Source organism: Pseudomonas sp. YeP6b (assembly GCF_025642995.1).
Classification (GTDB): domain Bacteria; phylum Pseudomonadota; class Gammaproteobacteria; order Pseudomonadales; family Pseudomonadaceae; genus Aquipseudomonas.
The window spans coordinates 915,629-932,396 of sequence record NZ_CP080090.1 but is presented as its reverse complement, the minus strand read 5'-3'; the positions used below and the strand labels follow the sequence as shown (position 1 = coordinate 932,396).

Sequence of the window (16,768 nt, the reverse complement as noted above, 5' to 3'; positions counted from 1 at the left end):
GCTCACCCCAACCCACCCCTATTCCAGCGGCATCACCGTCACCCGCACCTCCGGGTCATGGCTCCCACCTCCCAGAATCACCCCCCGCAACGGCGACACATCAGAGAAATCACGGCCCCAGGCCAGGGTGATGTGCTCCAGGGCCGGCTGCACATTGTTGGTCGGATCAAAATCTACCCAGCCCAACACCGGGCAATACACCGAGACCCACGCATGGGACGCATCGGCGCCGATCAGCCGTGGCTGGCCGGGCGGTGGCTGTGTGAGCAGGTAGCCGCTGATGTACCGCGCCGCCAGGCCTCGCGAGCGCAGGCAGGCGAGCATCAGGTGGGCGAAGTCCTGGCACACGCCGCGTCGGCGCTCCAGCACCTCCACCAACGGCGTGGCGACCTGGGTGGCTTCGGCATCGAAGGTGAACTCGCTGAAAATCTTCTGCATCAATGCCTGCACGCCCAGCAGCAATGGCTCGCCGGGTGGAAAACAGCTTTCGGAAAACTCGACGAAGGTTTTTTTCAGGTGCACGTAGGGCGATTCGAAGCGATAGCGGCAGGCTTCGATCAGTTCGGCTGAGAGTGGCTGGCTGCTGTAGGTCAGGCTGTCGCGGGTCTGGTCCCAGGCCGGCGACTGCTGAAAATCCAGCGCAGGCCGCGCCAGCACTTCGACGGTCAGCCCGGCATTCACCAGCAGCTCATCGTGGGGCCGTTCGAACGCCAGGCGCGTGATCGGGTTGCCGAACACGTCCAGCTCATCACGCCGCGCTGTCGGCTCCGGGCTGATCTCCAATTGCTGCGAACTGCAACGCTGCCAGGCACACGGCCGTGGCCACAGGTGCGCCAGCTGCTGGGCCAGGGACACCGGGCTGTCGTAGTGGTAATGGGTATCGTGGAAAATCTGGTAGCGCGCACTCATCACACCGACACCGTTTGCTGACTGACATCATCCACATGGGCAAAATGGCGCAAGGCCAGGCGATCCGACACTTGCCCACTCTCATCGGCCACCGCTTGCAGCAGGTCAGCCAGGCCATCCAACGCGGCACGCACGCTGGACTCGCCGAACAACGGGTTCTCCAGGCAGCCCAGGTCGAAACGCGCCAAGCGCTCCACCAACGGCGCCAGGCCAGTTTCCCGAGGCACGCCAAAGTCATCGTTGAGGCGACGCAAGGTGCGACTGACCAGTTTCAGCTGGAACAGCACCGCATGCGGGTTCTGCTCATCCAGCAGCAACAAGTCGAGCACCGGGATCAACTGCGGCACCGCCAAGTAGCGCGAGCGATAGGTGATGCTGCTGTTGCCCAACTCCAACAGCCACTCAAGCCCGGCCTGATCAAACACCGCCACGCCGCGCAGGAACGCCGCAAGGCTGCTGCTCAGGAATTGCAGACGCTCGATGCGCCGCCCCATCATCAAGAAGCGCCAGCCTTCGTCGCGGGTCATGTCGTCCAGGGCAAACCCGGAGAGCGCCGCCAGGGACATCACCAGACGGTTGAGAAAATCCAGCAGCTCACCGAAGTCCGGCGTTTCGCTTTCCAGCTCCATGGCTTCGCGTTGCAGCTCGACCAAGGCCTGCCAGTTTTCCCGGGACAACTTGCCGCGTACCTGAGACGCGGCCCACTGCAGGCGTTGCAGGTTGGCGCGCAGGCTCGACGGCCAATCATCGCCGAGCAAGGCGGCGAGCAGGCGCTCGGGCAATTCACCCTCTTCCGGCAGCAAGCGCAGGGTCTCACCTAGCTCGACCGCCGCCTGCAATGCCAGTGGGTCGTCGCCGTCGACATAACGCGCCAGCACGATGCGCAGCCAGCGCGCACTGTCATCGCAGCGTTCGCAGTAACGGCCAAACCAGAACAAGTTCTCCACCACACGTGACGGCAGGTACGGATCGCGGCGCACCAAATCGTGGGCACCAATCGGCCGTTGCGCGCGCCATTGCTCGCCGCCGGCAGCGCGCTCGCCGAGCACCCAGGTGTCTTTGCTCGCGCCGCCGCGTTGCATCGACACCACTTCGGCATCGGCCTCGGCGGCCACGCGGGTCAGGCCACCGGGCAGTACACGGTAGCCTTCATCGCTGGCCACCGCGTACACACGCATGCCGATGGCGCGGTGTTGCAAATGGTCATCGACGGTGTGCCACACCGGTGCCTGGGACAGTTGCGCCAGCTCCTGGGCGACATACGCGTAAGGCCGCGCACGCATGCGTTCGGCCAGGGCCTGGCGTTGTTCGTCGTTCAAGTCGCGGCCAAATACCGGCGTGAAGCTTTGCGACGGAAACGCGGGTTTGATCAGCAGCTCGGGCAGTTTCTCCAAAGCCTCAGCCAGCACTGGCGCCTCACCGCACCACCAGGTGGCGATGGACGGCAGGATCAATTCTTCGCCAAACAGGAACTGGTTGATCTTCGGCAAAAAGCCGAGCAAACCTGGGGACTCCAACACGCCACTGCCGAGGGCGTTGGCCACCAGTACATTACCTTGGCGCACCGCATCGAGCAGGCCGGGCACGCCGAGGGCCGAGTCGGTGCGCAGCTCCAGCGGGTCGCAGAAGTCGTCGTCCAGGCGGCGCATGATCGCGTGCACCCGGCGCAGGCCGCTGAGGGTTTTCAGGAACACTGTGCTGTCGCGCACGGTGAGGTCGCCGCCTTCCACCAACGGGTAACCGAGCTGGCGTGCGAGGTAGAGGTGTTCGAAATAGCTTTCGTTGAAACGCCCCGGCGTGAGCAGCACGATCAGCGGCGGCTGGTCGTCGCTAGGCGCCTGACGGGCCAGGGTCTCCTGCAACGTGCGGAAGAAACCGGTGAGGTGCTGCACTTGCAAGTCGCGGTACAAGTCCGGGAAGGCGCGGGACACGATGGTGCGGTTTTCCAACGCATAACCAGCGCCCGACGGCGCCTGAGTGCGGTCGGCGGTGACCCACCAACGGCCATCCGGGGTGCGCGCCAGGTCCACGGCATACAGGTGCAGAAACGCACCGTCGGGCGGCTGAATGCCCTGGCACGGCCACAGGAAGTTGTTGTGACCGAATACCAACTCCGCCGGCAACAAACCCTCTTTGATCAGGCGCTGCGGGCCGTACAAATCGGCCAACACCGCATTGAGCAGGCGCGCACGCTGGGCGATGCCGGCCGACAGGTGCTGCCACTCGTCAAAGGCCAGCACATGCGGCAGCAGGTCCAGTTCCCACGGGCGATCGGCGCCCTTGGGGTCGGCGTAGACGTTGTAGGTCACGCCGTTTTCCTGGATCTGCCGGGTCAGCAGCGCCTGGCGCTGGGCCAACTGCGCGGGCGTGCTGCGTTGCAGGTGATCGAGCAAGCGCTGCCAATGGGCACGCACCGCGCCACTGTCGTCGAGCAGTTCGTGATAGGTGCCCGCGGTCAGCGGGTAACGGTCGAGCAAGTCGGGCATGGAACGCTCGGCAGGGGCAAGGGAAGTCAGATTAACTCAAATTCACTGCAATCTAATGTGGGAGCTGGCTTGCCTGCGATGGCGGTTTTCCAGGCACTTGATTGGCTGGCTGATACACCGCTATCGCAGGCAAGCCAGCTCCCACATTTGGATTGGGTTCAGTCATTTTTATTGGGGAAACGCCGCAGATCCAGAGTCATGGGCAATTCGTCGTTGATCACTACGGTCGGCACCGCCAGCTTACCCGGGCTATGCCCCAAGCGGAAAAACCGCGCCATGCGCCGGCTCTCGGCTTCGTTGGCATTCACCGGCAAGCTGTCGTAGTTGCGCCCGCCCGGGTGGGCCACATGATACTGACAGCCGCCCAACGAGCGCTGCATCCAAGTGTCGAGCAAGTCGAACACCAGCGGCGCATGTACCGCGATGGTCGGCTGCAGGCAGTTGGCCGGTTGCCAGGCGCGGTAACGCACACCGGCGACAAACTCACCGATACGCCCGGTCGGTTGCAGTGGCACCGGGATGCCGTTGCAGGTCAGCAGATACCGTTGCGGCGCCAACCCGCTCAACTTCACCTGCAAGCGCTCGAGCGACGAATCCACATAACGCACCGTGCCGCCCACTGCGCCCTCCTCGCCCAGCACGTGCCAAGGCTCCAGGGCCTGGCGCAGTTCCAGTTCGATACCGCTGACGGCGTAGTCGCCGACCTTGGGGAAACGGAACTCCAGGTGCGCAGCAAACCACTCGGCTCGCAGCGGGTAACCGGCGGCATTCAACTCGACAATCACGTCGGCGAAATCCTGCTCGATAAAGTGCGGCAACACGAAGCGGTCATGCAGCTCGGTGCCCCAGCGCGCCAGTTTCGGCGGCGCATACGGCTCACGCCAGAAGCGTGCGACCAACGCGCGCAGCAGCAATTGCTGGGTGAGGCTCATGCGCGCATGGGGCGGCATTTCAAAGGCGCGCAACTCCAACAGGCCCAGGCGGCCGGTGGCGCCGTCCGGCGAATAGAGTTTGTCGATGCAAAATTCGGCGCGGTGGGTGTTGCCCGTCACGTCGATCAGCAGGTTGCGCAGCAGGCGGTCCACCAACCACGGCGGGCATTCCTCGCCGGGTTCGGGCATTTGCGCGAAGGCGATTTCCAGCTCATACAGCGCGTCGTTACGCGCCTCATCCACCCGTGGCGCCTGGGAGGTCGGGCCGATAAACAGGCCAGAAAACAGGTACGACAGCGAGGGGTGGTTATGCCAGTAACTGATCAAACTGCGCAGCAGGTCCGGGCGACGCAGGAACGGTGAATCCTTGGGCGTAGCGCCGCCGAGCACAAAGTGATTACCGCCGCCGGTGCCGGTGTGGCGGCCGTCGATCATGAATTTTTCCGTGGTGAGGCGAGTTTGCCGCGCCTCTTCGTAGAGGAATTCAGTGCGCTCGACCAACTCGTCCCAGGTGGCGGACGGCTGCACGTTCACCTCGATCACACCCGGGTCCGGCGTCACCCGGAAGTTACTCAAGCGGGTGTCGAACGGTGGCTCGTAGCCTTCCAGCAATACCGGGCAGTGCAGTTCCTCGGCGGTCGCTTCGATGGCGGCCACCAGCTCCAGGTAATCCTCGACGCGCTCCAGCGGCGGCATGAACAGATACAGCCGCCCTTCCCGCGCTTCGGCGCACAAGGCGGTGCGGGTCAGCCAGTCAGCGGACTCATCGACTTTCGGTACGCGCTCATCGCTCGGCGCGGGCTCGCCGTGGCTTTGCAGCTGACCGGTGGAGGGCAACTGCGGTTGATCCTGGTTCGGGTCGGTTGGATGCACAAACGGATACTCCGCCGCCGTCACCCAAGGCTGCGAGGCCAACGGCAGGCGATAACCCAACGGTGAATCCCCCGGCACCAGGCGGCAGTGGTTGTCGCGCAGGTACCAACGCCCGCTCTGCCAGCGATCATTGGCCGCCGTACGCGCCAGTGGCAGCACTTGGCCGATGACTTTATCCAGGCCCTGGCTGAACACTTTGCGCAGGCGTTCGCGCTCCAGGTCGTCGCTCAGGCGCGGGTCCTGGGCGGTGACGTTTTGCGGCAGCGCACCTTCGCGCCACAAGTAGTAAAAGTTGTCTTCGAAAGCCGGAAACACAAAGCGCGCCGGCAGTTTCAGGCGCTCGGCGACGCTGGCCAGGAAGCGCCCGGCCATTACACCGTCGGCGCCGTAATCCTCTTGCTCATCGGCGATCAGCGCGCTGTTGTGCCAGATCGGCACGCCGTCGCGGCGCCAGTAGCAGTTGAGCGACCAGCGCGGCAGTTGCTCGCCGGGGTACCACTTGCCCTGGCCGAAATGCACCAGCCCCTTGGGTGCGTAGTGCTTGCGCATGCGTTGGAACAGCTCGGCCGACAGGCGGCGCTTGTCCGGCCCCAGCGCAGCGGTGTTCCACTCGGCGCCGTCGGGGTCGTCGATGGAGACGAAAGTGGGCTCGCCGCCCATGGTCAGGCGCACATCGTCCTTGAGCAGGTCGGCATCGATCTGCCGGCCGAGGGCCTGGATCGCCAACCATTGCTCCTCGGTGTAGGGCTTGGTAACCCGAGGAGCTTCCCAAATGCGCTCCACCGACATTTCGTGAGTAAATTCGCACTCGCAGGGTTCCACCAGCCCACTAATCGGGGCGGCGGAAGATGGTTCGGGACTACAGGCCAACGGAATATGACCTTCACCGGCGAACAACCCGGAAGTGGCATCCAGGCCGATCCAGCCGGCGCCGGGCAAGTACACCTCGCACCAGGCGTGCAGGTCGGTGAAGTCCACCTCCGTGCCAGACGGGCCGTCGAGGGCTTTGACGTCGGCGGTCAGTTGGATCAGGTAGCCCGACACAAAGCGCGCCGCCAGCCCCAGGTTGCGCAGCAATTGCACCAGCAGCCAGGCCGAGTCGCGGCAGGAGCCGGAAGCGTTTTCCAGGGTGAATTCCGGGGTTTGCACACCCGGTTCCATGCGGATCAGGTAGCCGATATCAGCGGCCAAGCGCTGGTTGAGCCCGACCAGAAAATCCACGGCCGGCAAGGGCGTGCGGTCGATACCGGCCAGGTAGGCGGCAAACTTCGGCGTCAGCGGCAGGGTTTCCAGGTACGGCGCCAGCTCGCGCTGCTCATCGGTGGCGTAGCTGAAGGGGATTTTTTCGGCGTAAGGTTCGAGGAAAAAGTCGAACGGGTTGAACACCGCCATCTCGGCGACCAGGTCGACTTCGATGCGCAGTTCATCGGTCTTTTCCGGGAACACCAGGCGTGCCAGGTAATTACCCTGCGGGTCCTGCTGCCAATTGATGAAGTGCTGCTCGGGCAGCACGTTGAGTGCGTAGGACAAAATCCGCGTGCGGCTATGGGCCGCCGGGCGCAAACGCACGATCTGTGGGCCGAGTTCGACAGCGCGGTCATAGCGGTAATGCGTAACGTGGTGCAACGCGACATGAATCGACACGGCGGCCTCCTGCGAGCCAGGGCATGAAAACAAAGCGCGCAAGACTTATGCCAGAGCGGCCGTCATTGCGCTTTATCGTAAGACCCGGTGCAGTACAGCACCAAAACGGCGCCAACGTGGGGGCCGTGGTGCAAGGGTTGCACATATTTGTGGCGTGCGTGCGAGGCTGGGTGGTGAATCTACCCAGTCAGCGGGCTTTGTGCTTGGCGATCATGGCTTCGCGCAGGTGGCGGATTTCCAGTAGCTGACGGCGCATTTCCCGATGGCGTTTACTGTTCAGCAACAACAGTCCAAGCATTGGAAACAGCAACCCTATGACATAGGCGGCCATATGCGGCCGATAGCCATAGGTTGGTAATACGATCAAAAAGCACGCCACGTAGAAGGCGACGATGGCCCAAACGCCCCAGGTTCTCCCCCTGATCATGACGAAGTGGCTGAATGCCAAGAGCAGCCCCAAGACAACCGCCGCCACAAAGGAATAACGCGCTCGCTCTGGTTCACCGCGAAAAAAGGTACTCGATGCCAATGAAATAGCAGCGGATAGGGAAAAACAGGCAAGGAAAAATGCGCAAATAAACGCAGGGAAGTACTCAGCCAAAAAAGATTTTAACGAGACTTGGCGCACCATCACTCAAGCTCCTCGTATAACCCTACTGCAATGGTTCGAATGTTGCCGGACAAGGCACTCCCGGTGAAACCAATGGCGGCACCGAGGGAATCCCTGATCTGCGTAACGGTAGCATGATTGATCTCGGTCGCCGAATAGCGCTTCACCAACTCACGGGAGCGCTGGCGCAACTTCAACAGCTTATTGCTCAGGCTTGGGTCTTTCAGGCTTAGCAACTCTTTGGTGAGCGCCTTACGTTGCTGCCGGGTCAAGCCTTTAGACAACTCGTACCAGCTTCTACCCGTCGTTGCTTTTCGAGCCTGCAACAGTCGAACAGTCGTCAGGGTAGAGGCGCCTGCGCCCAACAGCGAAGCCGCGTCCAATACCGGCATTGCATAGCGATACCATTCCTCGTTGTCCATATCGTCGTTGGCGGTCGGGTCGTTGAGTTCGTTGAACGTTCTCATGCCTCCAACCACACACTGCGCGGTACTGGCCGCCGCAGCGGTGGCGCCGAGGCCCGCCACCACCAAGCTCGCTCCCCCCGTGAACGGTACGGCGACAGTGCCGCTGAACACCACAATCCAGCCCAGAATCGCACCGGCACAAGACAAGGTCGTATTGACGGCCTCCCCCACGAGTCGAGACTCACGCGGATTGTTGGTCACCTGATCGGCAAACTGTGCAGGCGAAATGTACTTCTGCGCCTCACGCAGAATGATGCGTTTGGGCTTGATGCTGCAGATGGGCTTGAATTCGCGCAGGGTCACGACATTGAAGTCAGCGTCGATGAACACCACGCCAGCGCCGACGATAGCAGGATCGGCATCGATGGCCGCAAACAGCCGTGGCAGGTTGATCTGGCTTTCGATGCGCTGGCGCGCCATGAATTGGGAGCGGTTGGAGTCCATGCCGATGCTGAGCAGGGGGTTGCTCATAAGTGTTCTTCCTTGAAAGTGACGGTGGCCGGGCCGGCCCCATCGCAGGCAAGCCAGCTCCCACAGTTGACCGGGTTTCAACGTTGGAAGGCGGTCCACTGTGGGAGCTGGCTTGCCTGCGATAGCAATCTAATGCGCGCCACCTTAACAAACAGCCTACCCACCCGCTAGAAAGCAAAACGCCAGCACGAGGCTGGCGTTTTGCATGTTCAGGCTGCGATCAACGCGGCACGACCGGCTTGCCGTCCTTGCCGTTGGCCGCCTGCTTGTTGCGCGCCAGGGCCGCAGCCTTGGCTTGTTCGCGCTTGTCCCACGGGTTGCTGCCGTCGCTGCTACGCAGTGGTAGGCCGGTGTGCTGAGTGAGGATCTTGGTGGTGGTTTCCTTGGCGGCCTTGTGGCTGCCAACTGGCGTCGAGTTCTAAACGGCGCCGTCGTCAGTGCAATGGTGCAAGGGTTGCGCCTATTTGTGGCGTGCGTGTGAGGCTGGGTGGTGAATCTACCCAGTCAGCGGGCTTTGTGCTTGGCGATCATGGCTTCGCGCAGGTGGCGAACTTCGAGCAGCTTTTGGCGCATTTCGCGGTGGCGTTTGCTGTTGAGCAGGAGCAATCCCAATAACGGGAAGAGCACAGCTGAGCCATAGACCAGCATATGAGGGGGGTACTGAATCATCGGCAGTACGAACAGCAGGCAACATCCCAGGTAACCTGCCACCAGCCACGTGGCCCATGAGCGTCCGCGCGCAATCATTACGTTGCCAAACACCAGCACCGCCACCAGCACCAAAATCGCCAGGCCGGAGTAGTCGGCTTTGAGCGCCGGATCCACGCCACGCAAGTACGTCACGCCCGCGAGCGATACAGCGGACGCCCCGGAAAAGATCGCCATGAAGATCGTGCCCATAAACACCGGAAAATAGCGGGCGAGGAAGCTGCCCATGTCGGGGAAGCCGTTCATTGCGTCAGGTCCTCATACAAGCCGATTGCAATAGTACTGGCGCTGCCCACACTGCCGCTTCGGTAGCTACCCCAGATGCCCAATAGTCCGCCTAGCGCGTCTTTGAGTTGAGTCAACGTCGCATGCCGGATTTCGGTGGAACTGTAGCTCTTGGTCAGTTTTCCGGCACGTTGCTGCAACTTAAGCAGCTTGGACGTGAGGCTCGGATCCCGCAGGCTCAGCAGTTCCTTGGTCAATTTTTTGCGTTCCTGACGGCTCAGGCCCTTGAGCAGTTCATACCAGCTTTTGCCCAGCGCGGCGGCTTTGTTGGCTTTCAAAAGTTTTACCGTGGTCAAGGCGCCGGTTCCAATCCCCACCAAAGACGCTGCATCGAGGATGGGTGAGACAGCGCCATACCATTCGGCGTCATCCATGCGGTCGTTTGCATCAGGGTCAAGGATCTCGTTGTAGGTACGTGCCACGCCGAACCCGCACTGCGCACTACTGGCCAATGCCGCCGTCACGCCAATGCCCACCACAAACGCACTTGCACCCGCCGTAAAGGGCACGGCCACGCTGCCACTGAACACAACAATCCAACCGATAATAGCGGCGGTACAAGACAACCCCATATCAAACGCCTCTTTCCTGAGGCGACCTTCCCTAGGGTCGGTCTTCACTTGCTCCACAAACTGTGCAGGCGAAATGTACTTCTGCGCCTCACGCAGAATGATGCGCTTGGGCTTGATGCTGCAGATGGGCTTGAATTCGCGCAGGGTCACGACATTGAAGTCAGCGTCGATGTACACCACGCCAGCGCCGACGATGCCGGGGTCAGCGTCGATGGCCGCAAACAACCGTGGCAGGTTGATCTGGCTTTCAATGCGCTGGCGCGCCATGAATTGCGAGCGGTTGGAGTCCATGCCGATGCTGAGCAGGGGGTTGCTCATAAGTGTTCTTCCTTGAAAGTGACGGTGGCCGGGCCGGCCCCATCGCAGGCAAGCCAGCTCCCACAGTTGACCGGGTCTCAACGTTGGAAGGCGGTCCACTGTGGGAGCTGGCTTGCCTGCGATAGCAATCTAATGCGCGCCACCTTAACAAACAGCCTACCCACCCGCTAGAAAGCAAAACGCCAGCACGAGGCTGGCGTTTTGCATGTTCAGGCTGCGATCAACGCGGCACGACCGGCTTGCGCGCAGGCTTGCCGCCCTTGCCCTTAGCCGCGTCGGCGCGCTCCTTGGCCGCCTGCTTGTTGCGCACCATGGCCGCAGCCTTGGCTTGTTCGCGCTTGTCCCACGGGTTGCTGCCGTCGCTGCCACGTGGCGGCAGGCCGGTGTGCTGGGTGAGGATCTTGGTGGTGGTTTCCTTGGCGACCTTGTGGCTGCCGGCTGGCGTCGAGTTCTTGCGACGGGCGCTCTGGTAGCTGTCGGTGGCCGGCTGGTGCAGCGGGATCAACTGGTCTTTGCCCGGCCCGATCAGGTCGGCACGGCCCATGCGGGTCAATGCTTCACGCAGCATCGGCCAGCCTTTCGGGTCGTGGTAGCGCAGGAATGCCTTGTGCAAACGGCGCTGCTCTTCGCTCTTGACGATGGTCACCGAGTCGCTCTTGTAGGTGACCTTGCGCAGCGGGTTCTTGCCCGAGTGGTACATCGCGGTGGCGGTGGCCATCGGCGACGGGTAGAACGCCTGCACTTGGTCGGCACGGAAGCCGTTGCCCTTGAGCCACAGGGCCAGGTTCATCATGTCTTCATCGGTGGTGCCCGGGTGGGCGGCGATGAAGTAAGGAATCAGGTACTGCTCTTTGCCCGCTTCCTTGGTGTACTTCTCGAACATGCGCTTGAACTTGTCATAGCTGCCGATGCCCGGCTTCATCATCTGGTTGAGCGGACCTTCCTCGGTGTGTTCCGGGGCGATCTTGAGGTAGCCACCGACGTGGTGGGTCACCAACTCTTTGACGTATTCCGGCGACTCGACCGCGAGGTCGTAGCGCAGGCCGGAGGCAATCAGAATCTTCTTCACACCCGGCAACGCACGGGCGCTGCGGTACAGCTGGATCAACGACGAGTGGTCGGTGTTCAGGTTCGGGCAGATGCCCGGGAACACGCACGATGGCTTGCGGCACGCGGATTCGATTTCCGGGCTCTTGCAGGCGATGCGGTACATGTTCGCGGTCGGGCCGCCGAGGTCGGAGATCACGCCGGTGAAGCCTGGCACTTTGTCGCGGATCTCTTCGATCTCGCGAATGATCGACTCTTCGGAACGGTTCTGGATGATCCGGCCTTCGTGCTCGGTGATCGAGCAGAAGGTGCAGCCGCCGAAGCAGCCTCGCATGATGTTCACCGAGAAACGGATCATGTCGTAGGCCGGGATTTTTTCCTTGCCGTACACAGGGTGCGGAACACGTGCGTAAGGCATGCCGAACACGTAGTCCATTTCTTCGGTGGTCATCGGAATGGGCGGCGGGTTGAACCACACGTCCACTTCACCGTGCTTCTGCACCAGGGCGCGGGCGTTGCCTGGGTTGGTTTCCAGGTGCAACACGCGGTTGGCGTGAGCGTAGAGCACCGCGTCGCCACGGACTTTTTCTACCGATGGCAAGCGGATCACGGTCTTGTCGCGGGTCATGCGCGGGCTGGCCAGGATCTGTACGACCTTGGCTTCCTCAGGATCATCCACCGGGCCCTTTTCCTGCTCGATGGCGCAGGCCTGGGTGTCCTGGGTATTCACGTACGGGTTGATGATCTTGTCGACCTTGCCCGGGCGGTCGATACGCGTGGAGTCCACTTCGTACCAGCCCGCCGGCGTGTCACGGCGAATGAACGCGGTGCCGCGCACGTCGGTGATGTCTTCGATCTTGTGGCCCCACGACAGGCGCTGGGCGACTTCGACGATAGCCCGCTCGGCGTTGCCGTACAGCAGGATATCGGCGGTGGCGTCGATCAGGATCGAGTTACGCACACGGTCCTGCCAGTAGTCGTAGTGGGCGATACGGCGCAGGGAGGCTTCGATGCCGCCGAGCACGATCGGCACGTTCTTGTAGGCTTCCTTGCAACGCTGGCTGTACACCAAGCTCGCGCGGTCCGGGCGTTTGCCGGCCATGCCGCCTGGGGTGTAGGCGTCGTCGGAACGGATTTTCTTGTCGGCGGTGTAGCGGTTGATCATCGAGTCCATGTTGCCGGCCGCGACGCCAAAGAACAGGTTCGGCTCGCCGAGCTTCATGAAGTCGTCTTTGGACTGCCAGTTCGGCTGGGCGATGATCCCGACGCGAAAGCCCTGGGCCTCCAGCAGCCGGCCGATGATGGCCATGCCGAAAGACGGGTGATCCACATACGCATCACCGGTGACGATGATGATGTCGCAGGAATCCCAGCCAAGCTGATCCATCTCCTCCCTGCTCATTGGCAGGAATGGCGCAGGACCGAAACATTCGGCCCAGTACTTGGGATAGTCAAATAACGGCTTGGCTGTTTGCATGACGATGACCGGTGTTGAGATGAAAAATCGCGGGCGCGGAATATAGCACAAATCTTGACCAATTCCGACCTTTGCAATCGGAATTGGCGGGACGACTTTTTACTCGTCGTCGAAGTTATAGCTACCCGGCGCGAGGTTCTCGAAGCGGGTGTATTTGCCGATAAAGGCCAGGCGCGTGGTGCCGATCGGGCCGTTACGCTGTTTACCGATAATGATTTCAGCGATGCCTTTATGCTCGGTCTCCGGGTGATACACCTCGTCCCGGTATACGAACATGATCACGTCAGCATCCTGCTCGATCGCTCCGGATTCCCGCAAGTCGGAGTTGATCGGGCGCTTGTTCGGGCGCTGCTCCAAGGATCGGTTGAGCTGCGACAGGGCAACCACCGGGCAGTTGAACTCCTTGGCCAGGGCCTTCAACGAGCGGGAAATCTCGGAGATCTCGTTGGTTCGGCTGTCACCGCTGGAACCCGGGATCTGCATCAACTGCAGGTAGTCGATCATGATCAGGGCAATGTCGCCGTGCTCGCGCACCAGGCGTCGGGTACGCGCGCGCATTTCCGAGGGGCTGATGCCCGCAGTGTCGTCGATAAACAGCTTGCGGTCGTTGAGCAGGTTGACCGCCGAAGTCAGCCGCGGCCAATCGTCGTCTTCCAGGCGACCGGCACGCACCTTGGTCTGGTCGATGCGGCCCAGGGACGACAACATACGCATGATCAGCGATTCACCTGGCATCTCCAAGGAGTAAACCAGTACGGCCTTGTCGCTGCGCAACACGGCGTTCTCCACCAGGTTCATCGCGAAGGTGGTTTTACCCATGGATGGACGGCCAGCGACGATGATCAGGTCAGACGGCTGCAGGCCGCTGGTCATGCCGTCGAGGTCGGTGTAGCCGGTGGACAGGCCGGTGATGGCGTTGTCGGTATTGAACAGGGTATCGATACGGTCGATCGCCTTGGTCAGCAGGTCGTTGACGCTGACCGGGCCGCCGGTTTTTGGCCGAGCCTCGGCGATCTGGAAGATCTGCCGCTCGGCCTCATCAAGAATCTCTTCAGCGGTGCGGCCTTCCGGGTTGAACGCGCTGTCGGCAATCTCGGTGGCGATGCCGATCAACTGGCGCAACGTGGCCCGCGCACGAACGATCTGCGCATAAGCCTTGATGTTGGCGACCGATGGCGTGTTTTTCGCCAGTTCGCCCAGGTAGCCCAGGCCGCCGACTTGGGAGGTCTGGCCTTCCTTGTCCAACTGCTCGGCCAGGGTCACCACGTCGATTGGCGAGTTCTGGTCGGCCAGCTTGGCGATGGCGCGGAAAATCAGGCGGTGGTCATGGCGATAGAAATCACCGTCCGAGACTTGATCCAGCACGCGTTCCCAGGCGTTGTTGTCCAGCATCAAGCCACCGAGCACGGCCTGTTCGGCCTCGATGGAATGCGGCGGCACCTTCAGGGCAGCGGTTTGCAGATCATATTGCTCAGGAGCTGAAATATCGTTCATGGCCACTTGGAATTGGGGAATCGTAGAAAAACAAAAGGCACGACCTGTAAACAGGATCGTGCCCGATGTTAACCGGCTGACACGCGAGGTGCCAGTCAGTTAGGTGCGGCTTAAGCTGCTACCACTACAACGCGTACGGTGGCTTCAACTTCGGCGTGCAGGTGCACGGCTACATCGAATTCGCCTACGTTGCGGATGGTGCCGTTCGGCAGACGAACTTCGCTCTTCTGCACTTCAACGCCGGAGGCGGTCAGTGCATCAGCGATGTCGTGGGTGCCGATCGAACCGAACAGCTTGCCTTCGTCACCGGCGGTGGCAGTGATAGTCACTTCCAGCTCAGCCAGTTGGGCAGCGCGAGTTTCGGCCGAAGCTTTTTTGTCTGCTGCTGCTTTTTCCAGCTCAGCACGACGCTCTTCAAACGCAGCCAGGTTGGCAGCGGTTGCAGCGGTGGCTTTGCCGTATGGCAGCAGGTAGTTACGACCGTAGCCGGCCTTAACGTTCACTTTGTCGCCCAGGTTGCCCAGGTTGGCGACTTTTTCCAGAAGGATCAGTTGCATGTGAAAATCCTCTAACTTTTAACCTTCACCGTTCGCGTTATCGGCGTCTTTCGACGCCAGACGACCGCGAAAATCAATCAGGCCGTCGACAATGGCCAAAACCACGAGTAACGGATAGATCAGCTGCATGAACAGCAACAGCGTCACGTACAACCCCACCAGCCAAAACTTGGCCAGGCGCTTTCGCGCCACCAGCCCATGAATCAGGGCCAGCCCGGCAAACACCAGCGGTACACTGCAAATCGGCGCCAGCACGGCCATCTGTGGGCCGAAGTTCGGCCCGACAACCATGCACGCCAGCAGCAACATCGCCGGCCCCGCGGGGATTCTGATACTGCGAAACTCGCGACCAAAACCACCCGGGTTGTACAACAACGCCTGCCAATAACGCCCAAGAATCAGGCTCAGCACGCTGACGATCTGCAACAATGCCGCAATCAGGCCGGTCAGGACCGGGGCAATCAGTGACGCAAACCGCGCTCGCTCATCTACCGACAATTGCTGGTAGAGATCCCCGAGGGCCAGCGGCAGGATCTTGACGATTTCCTGCGACAGCGCCTCGATTTGCGGGCGGAAAGCCGCGCCAAGCATCACTGAGTACACCAACCCCAATGCCACGCTGACCAGCAGCGTGCGGGCCCAGGACTCACTTGCGCGTAAAACCAACGCAAGGCTCGATGACCCCAGCAGTACCAGAAGTACCCGTGGATCACCCATTTGCAGCCACCAGATCAAGGCCGGCAACAAACCCAGGGCAAGAACGCCAAGGGCGTCCTTCAAACCGCGCCGCAGCAGCACAAGGCAACCCGCGGCAGCACCCAACCAATAAAGCAACGGCAATGCCGCACATCCAGCCACTACCAGAGTGGCCTGCACGCGACCGCGCATGATGAACTCAGCTAAGGCGCGCATGCATTCAATCCCTTACTACTTGTCGACTGCCCGGTCTCAGCGGCCGTGGCTGTCGGTGTAGGCCAGCAGGGCCAGGAAGCGGGCGCGCTTGATAGCGGTGGCCAGCTGACGCTGATAACGTGCTTTAGTACCGGTGATACGGCTTGGAACGATTTTGCCGGTCTCGGATACGTAGGCTTTCAGAGTGTTGAGATCTTTGTAATCGATCTCCTTCACTTCTTCAGCGGTGAAGCGGCAGAATTTACGACGACGGAAGAAACGTGCCATTTGATAGGCTCCTTAAAAGGTCCGTGGATTACTCGTCAGCGTTGTCGCTGTTGTCGCTGTCATCACTATCAGCGCTTTCAGCGCCTTCGTGCTCAGGACGGTCGCGACGCTCACGGCGCTCACTGCGGTTTTCTTCAGCCTTGAGCATCTCGGATTGGCCGGTAACGGCTTCTTCGCGACGGATGACCAGGTTACGGATCACTGCATCGTTGTAGCGGAAGTTGTCTTCCAGCTCGGCCAGGGCCTTGCCAGTGCACTCAACGTTCAGCATCACGTAGTGAGCCTTGTGAACATTGTTGATTGCGTAGGCCAGTTGACGACGGCCCCAATCTTCCAGACGGTGGATTTTGCCGCCGTCTTCTTCGATCAGCTTGGTGTAACGCTCAACCATGCCGCCGACTTGCTCGCTTTGATCCGGGTGGACCAAAAAGATGATTTCGTAATGACGCATGAATGCTCCTTACGGGTTGTAGCCTGCCGCTCAAAAACGGTCAGACAAGGAGTGAATGACACTTATGGATCTTGCCGTAGGGAGGCACATAGGTGCCTGCCAGGAAGGCAAGGGGCGCAATTGTAGAGAAGGGGGAGAAACCGCGCAAGGTGATTGGTGATTATTTGAACAATCACCACGCGCTCAGGCGATCGTTTCCACGCTCTGCGTGGGAACGCCGCCCTGGATGCTCCGCGTGCGCATCAAAAGCATGACGCGGAGCATCACAAGAGGCATTCCCACGCAGAG

Annotated in this window: 13 protein-coding genes and 1 pseudogene; all 14 read right to left on the bottom strand. The window is 61.1% G+C overall.

The window, feature by feature from the left end; genetic code table 11:
* Positions 1-18: 18 nt before the first annotated feature.
* The 14 genes and pseudogenes from KZH41_RS04090 to rpsF all read right to left on the bottom strand — a co-directional run bounded on the left by KZH41_RS04090 (position 19) and on the right by rpsF (position 16,480).
* Positions 19-909, bottom strand: a complete 891-nt coding sequence (locus tag KZH41_RS04090; protein WP_094950953.1) for a transglutaminase family protein — start codon at positions 907-909, stop codon at positions 19-21.
* Positions 909-3,395 (bottom strand): circularly permuted type 2 ATP-grasp protein, encoded by a 2,487-nt coding sequence (locus KZH41_RS04085; RefSeq protein WP_242154120.1) that lies wholly within the window; start codon positions 3,393-3,395, stop codon positions 909-911. Before KZH41_RS04085 ends, KZH41_RS04090 begins: the two co-directional genes overlap by 1 nt.
* A gap of 158 nt (positions 3,396-3,553) precedes the next feature.
* Positions 3,554-6,844: a DUF2126 domain-containing protein gene (locus KZH41_RS04080; RefSeq protein ID WP_263274422.1), complete on the bottom strand. Its 3,291-nt coding sequence runs from the start codon at positions 6,842-6,844 to the stop codon at positions 3,554-3,556.
* Positions 6,845-7,031: 187 nt separating this feature from the next.
* A complete protein-coding gene (locus KZH41_RS04075; RefSeq protein ID WP_263274421.1) occupies positions 7,032-7,475 on the bottom strand; it encodes a hypothetical protein in 444 nt (147 codons plus the stop codon).
* Complete coding sequence (locus KZH41_RS04070; protein WP_263274420.1) at positions 7,475-8,392, bottom strand: NAD synthetase; 918 nt, start codon at positions 8,390-8,392, stop codon at positions 7,475-7,477. Before KZH41_RS04070 ends, KZH41_RS04075 begins: the two co-directional genes overlap by 1 nt.
* Positions 8,393-8,612: 220 nt before the next feature.
* Positions 8,613-8,810, bottom strand: a pseudogene (locus KZH41_RS30390) (hypothetical protein); the annotation flags it as partial.
* 86 nt (positions 8,811-8,896) lie between these two features.
* Positions 8,897-9,346 carry a hypothetical protein gene (locus KZH41_RS04065; protein ID WP_263274419.1) on the bottom strand — a complete coding sequence of 150 codons (450 nt, stop codon included), beginning with the start codon at positions 9,344-9,346 and terminating at the stop codon, positions 8,897-8,899.
* Positions 9,343-10,275 (bottom strand): NAD synthetase, encoded by a 933-nt coding sequence (locus tag KZH41_RS04060; protein WP_242154109.1) that lies wholly within the window; start codon positions 10,273-10,275, stop codon positions 9,343-9,345. Before KZH41_RS04060 ends, KZH41_RS04065 begins: the two co-directional genes overlap by 4 nt.
* Positions 10,276-10,495: 220 nt before the next feature.
* Complete coding sequence (locus KZH41_RS04055) at positions 10,496-12,799, bottom strand: YgiQ family radical SAM protein (protein WP_094950958.1); 2,304 nt, start codon at positions 12,797-12,799, stop codon at positions 10,496-10,498.
* Between the two features lie 99 nt (positions 12,800-12,898).
* Complete coding sequence (gene dnaB, locus KZH41_RS04050) at positions 12,899-14,293, bottom strand: replicative DNA helicase (RefSeq protein ID WP_064450415.1); 1,395 nt, start codon at positions 14,291-14,293, stop codon at positions 12,899-12,901.
* Positions 14,294-14,403: 110 nt separating this feature from the next.
* Positions 14,404-14,850: a 50S ribosomal protein L9 gene (gene rplI, locus KZH41_RS04045; RefSeq protein WP_003171376.1), complete on the bottom strand. Its 447-nt coding sequence runs from the start codon at positions 14,848-14,850 to the stop codon at positions 14,404-14,406.
* Positions 14,851-14,868: 18 nt separating this feature from the next.
* Positions 14,869-15,762: a hypothetical protein gene (locus KZH41_RS04040; protein WP_242154107.1), complete on the bottom strand. Its 894-nt coding sequence runs from the start codon at positions 15,760-15,762 to the stop codon at positions 14,869-14,871.
* Positions 15,763-15,798: 36 nt separating this feature from the next.
* Positions 15,799-16,029 (bottom strand): 30S ribosomal protein S18, encoded by a 231-nt coding sequence (gene rpsR / locus KZH41_RS04035; protein ID WP_003171373.1) that lies wholly within the window; start codon positions 16,027-16,029, stop codon positions 15,799-15,801.
* A 28-nt stretch (positions 16,030-16,057) separates the two neighbouring features.
* On the bottom strand, positions 16,058-16,480 hold the full coding sequence (rpsF, locus tag KZH41_RS04030; protein ID WP_003217491.1) for a 30S ribosomal protein S6: 423 nt from the start codon (positions 16,478-16,480) through the stop codon (positions 16,058-16,060).
* Between the last annotated feature and the right edge of the window lie 288 nt (positions 16,481-16,768).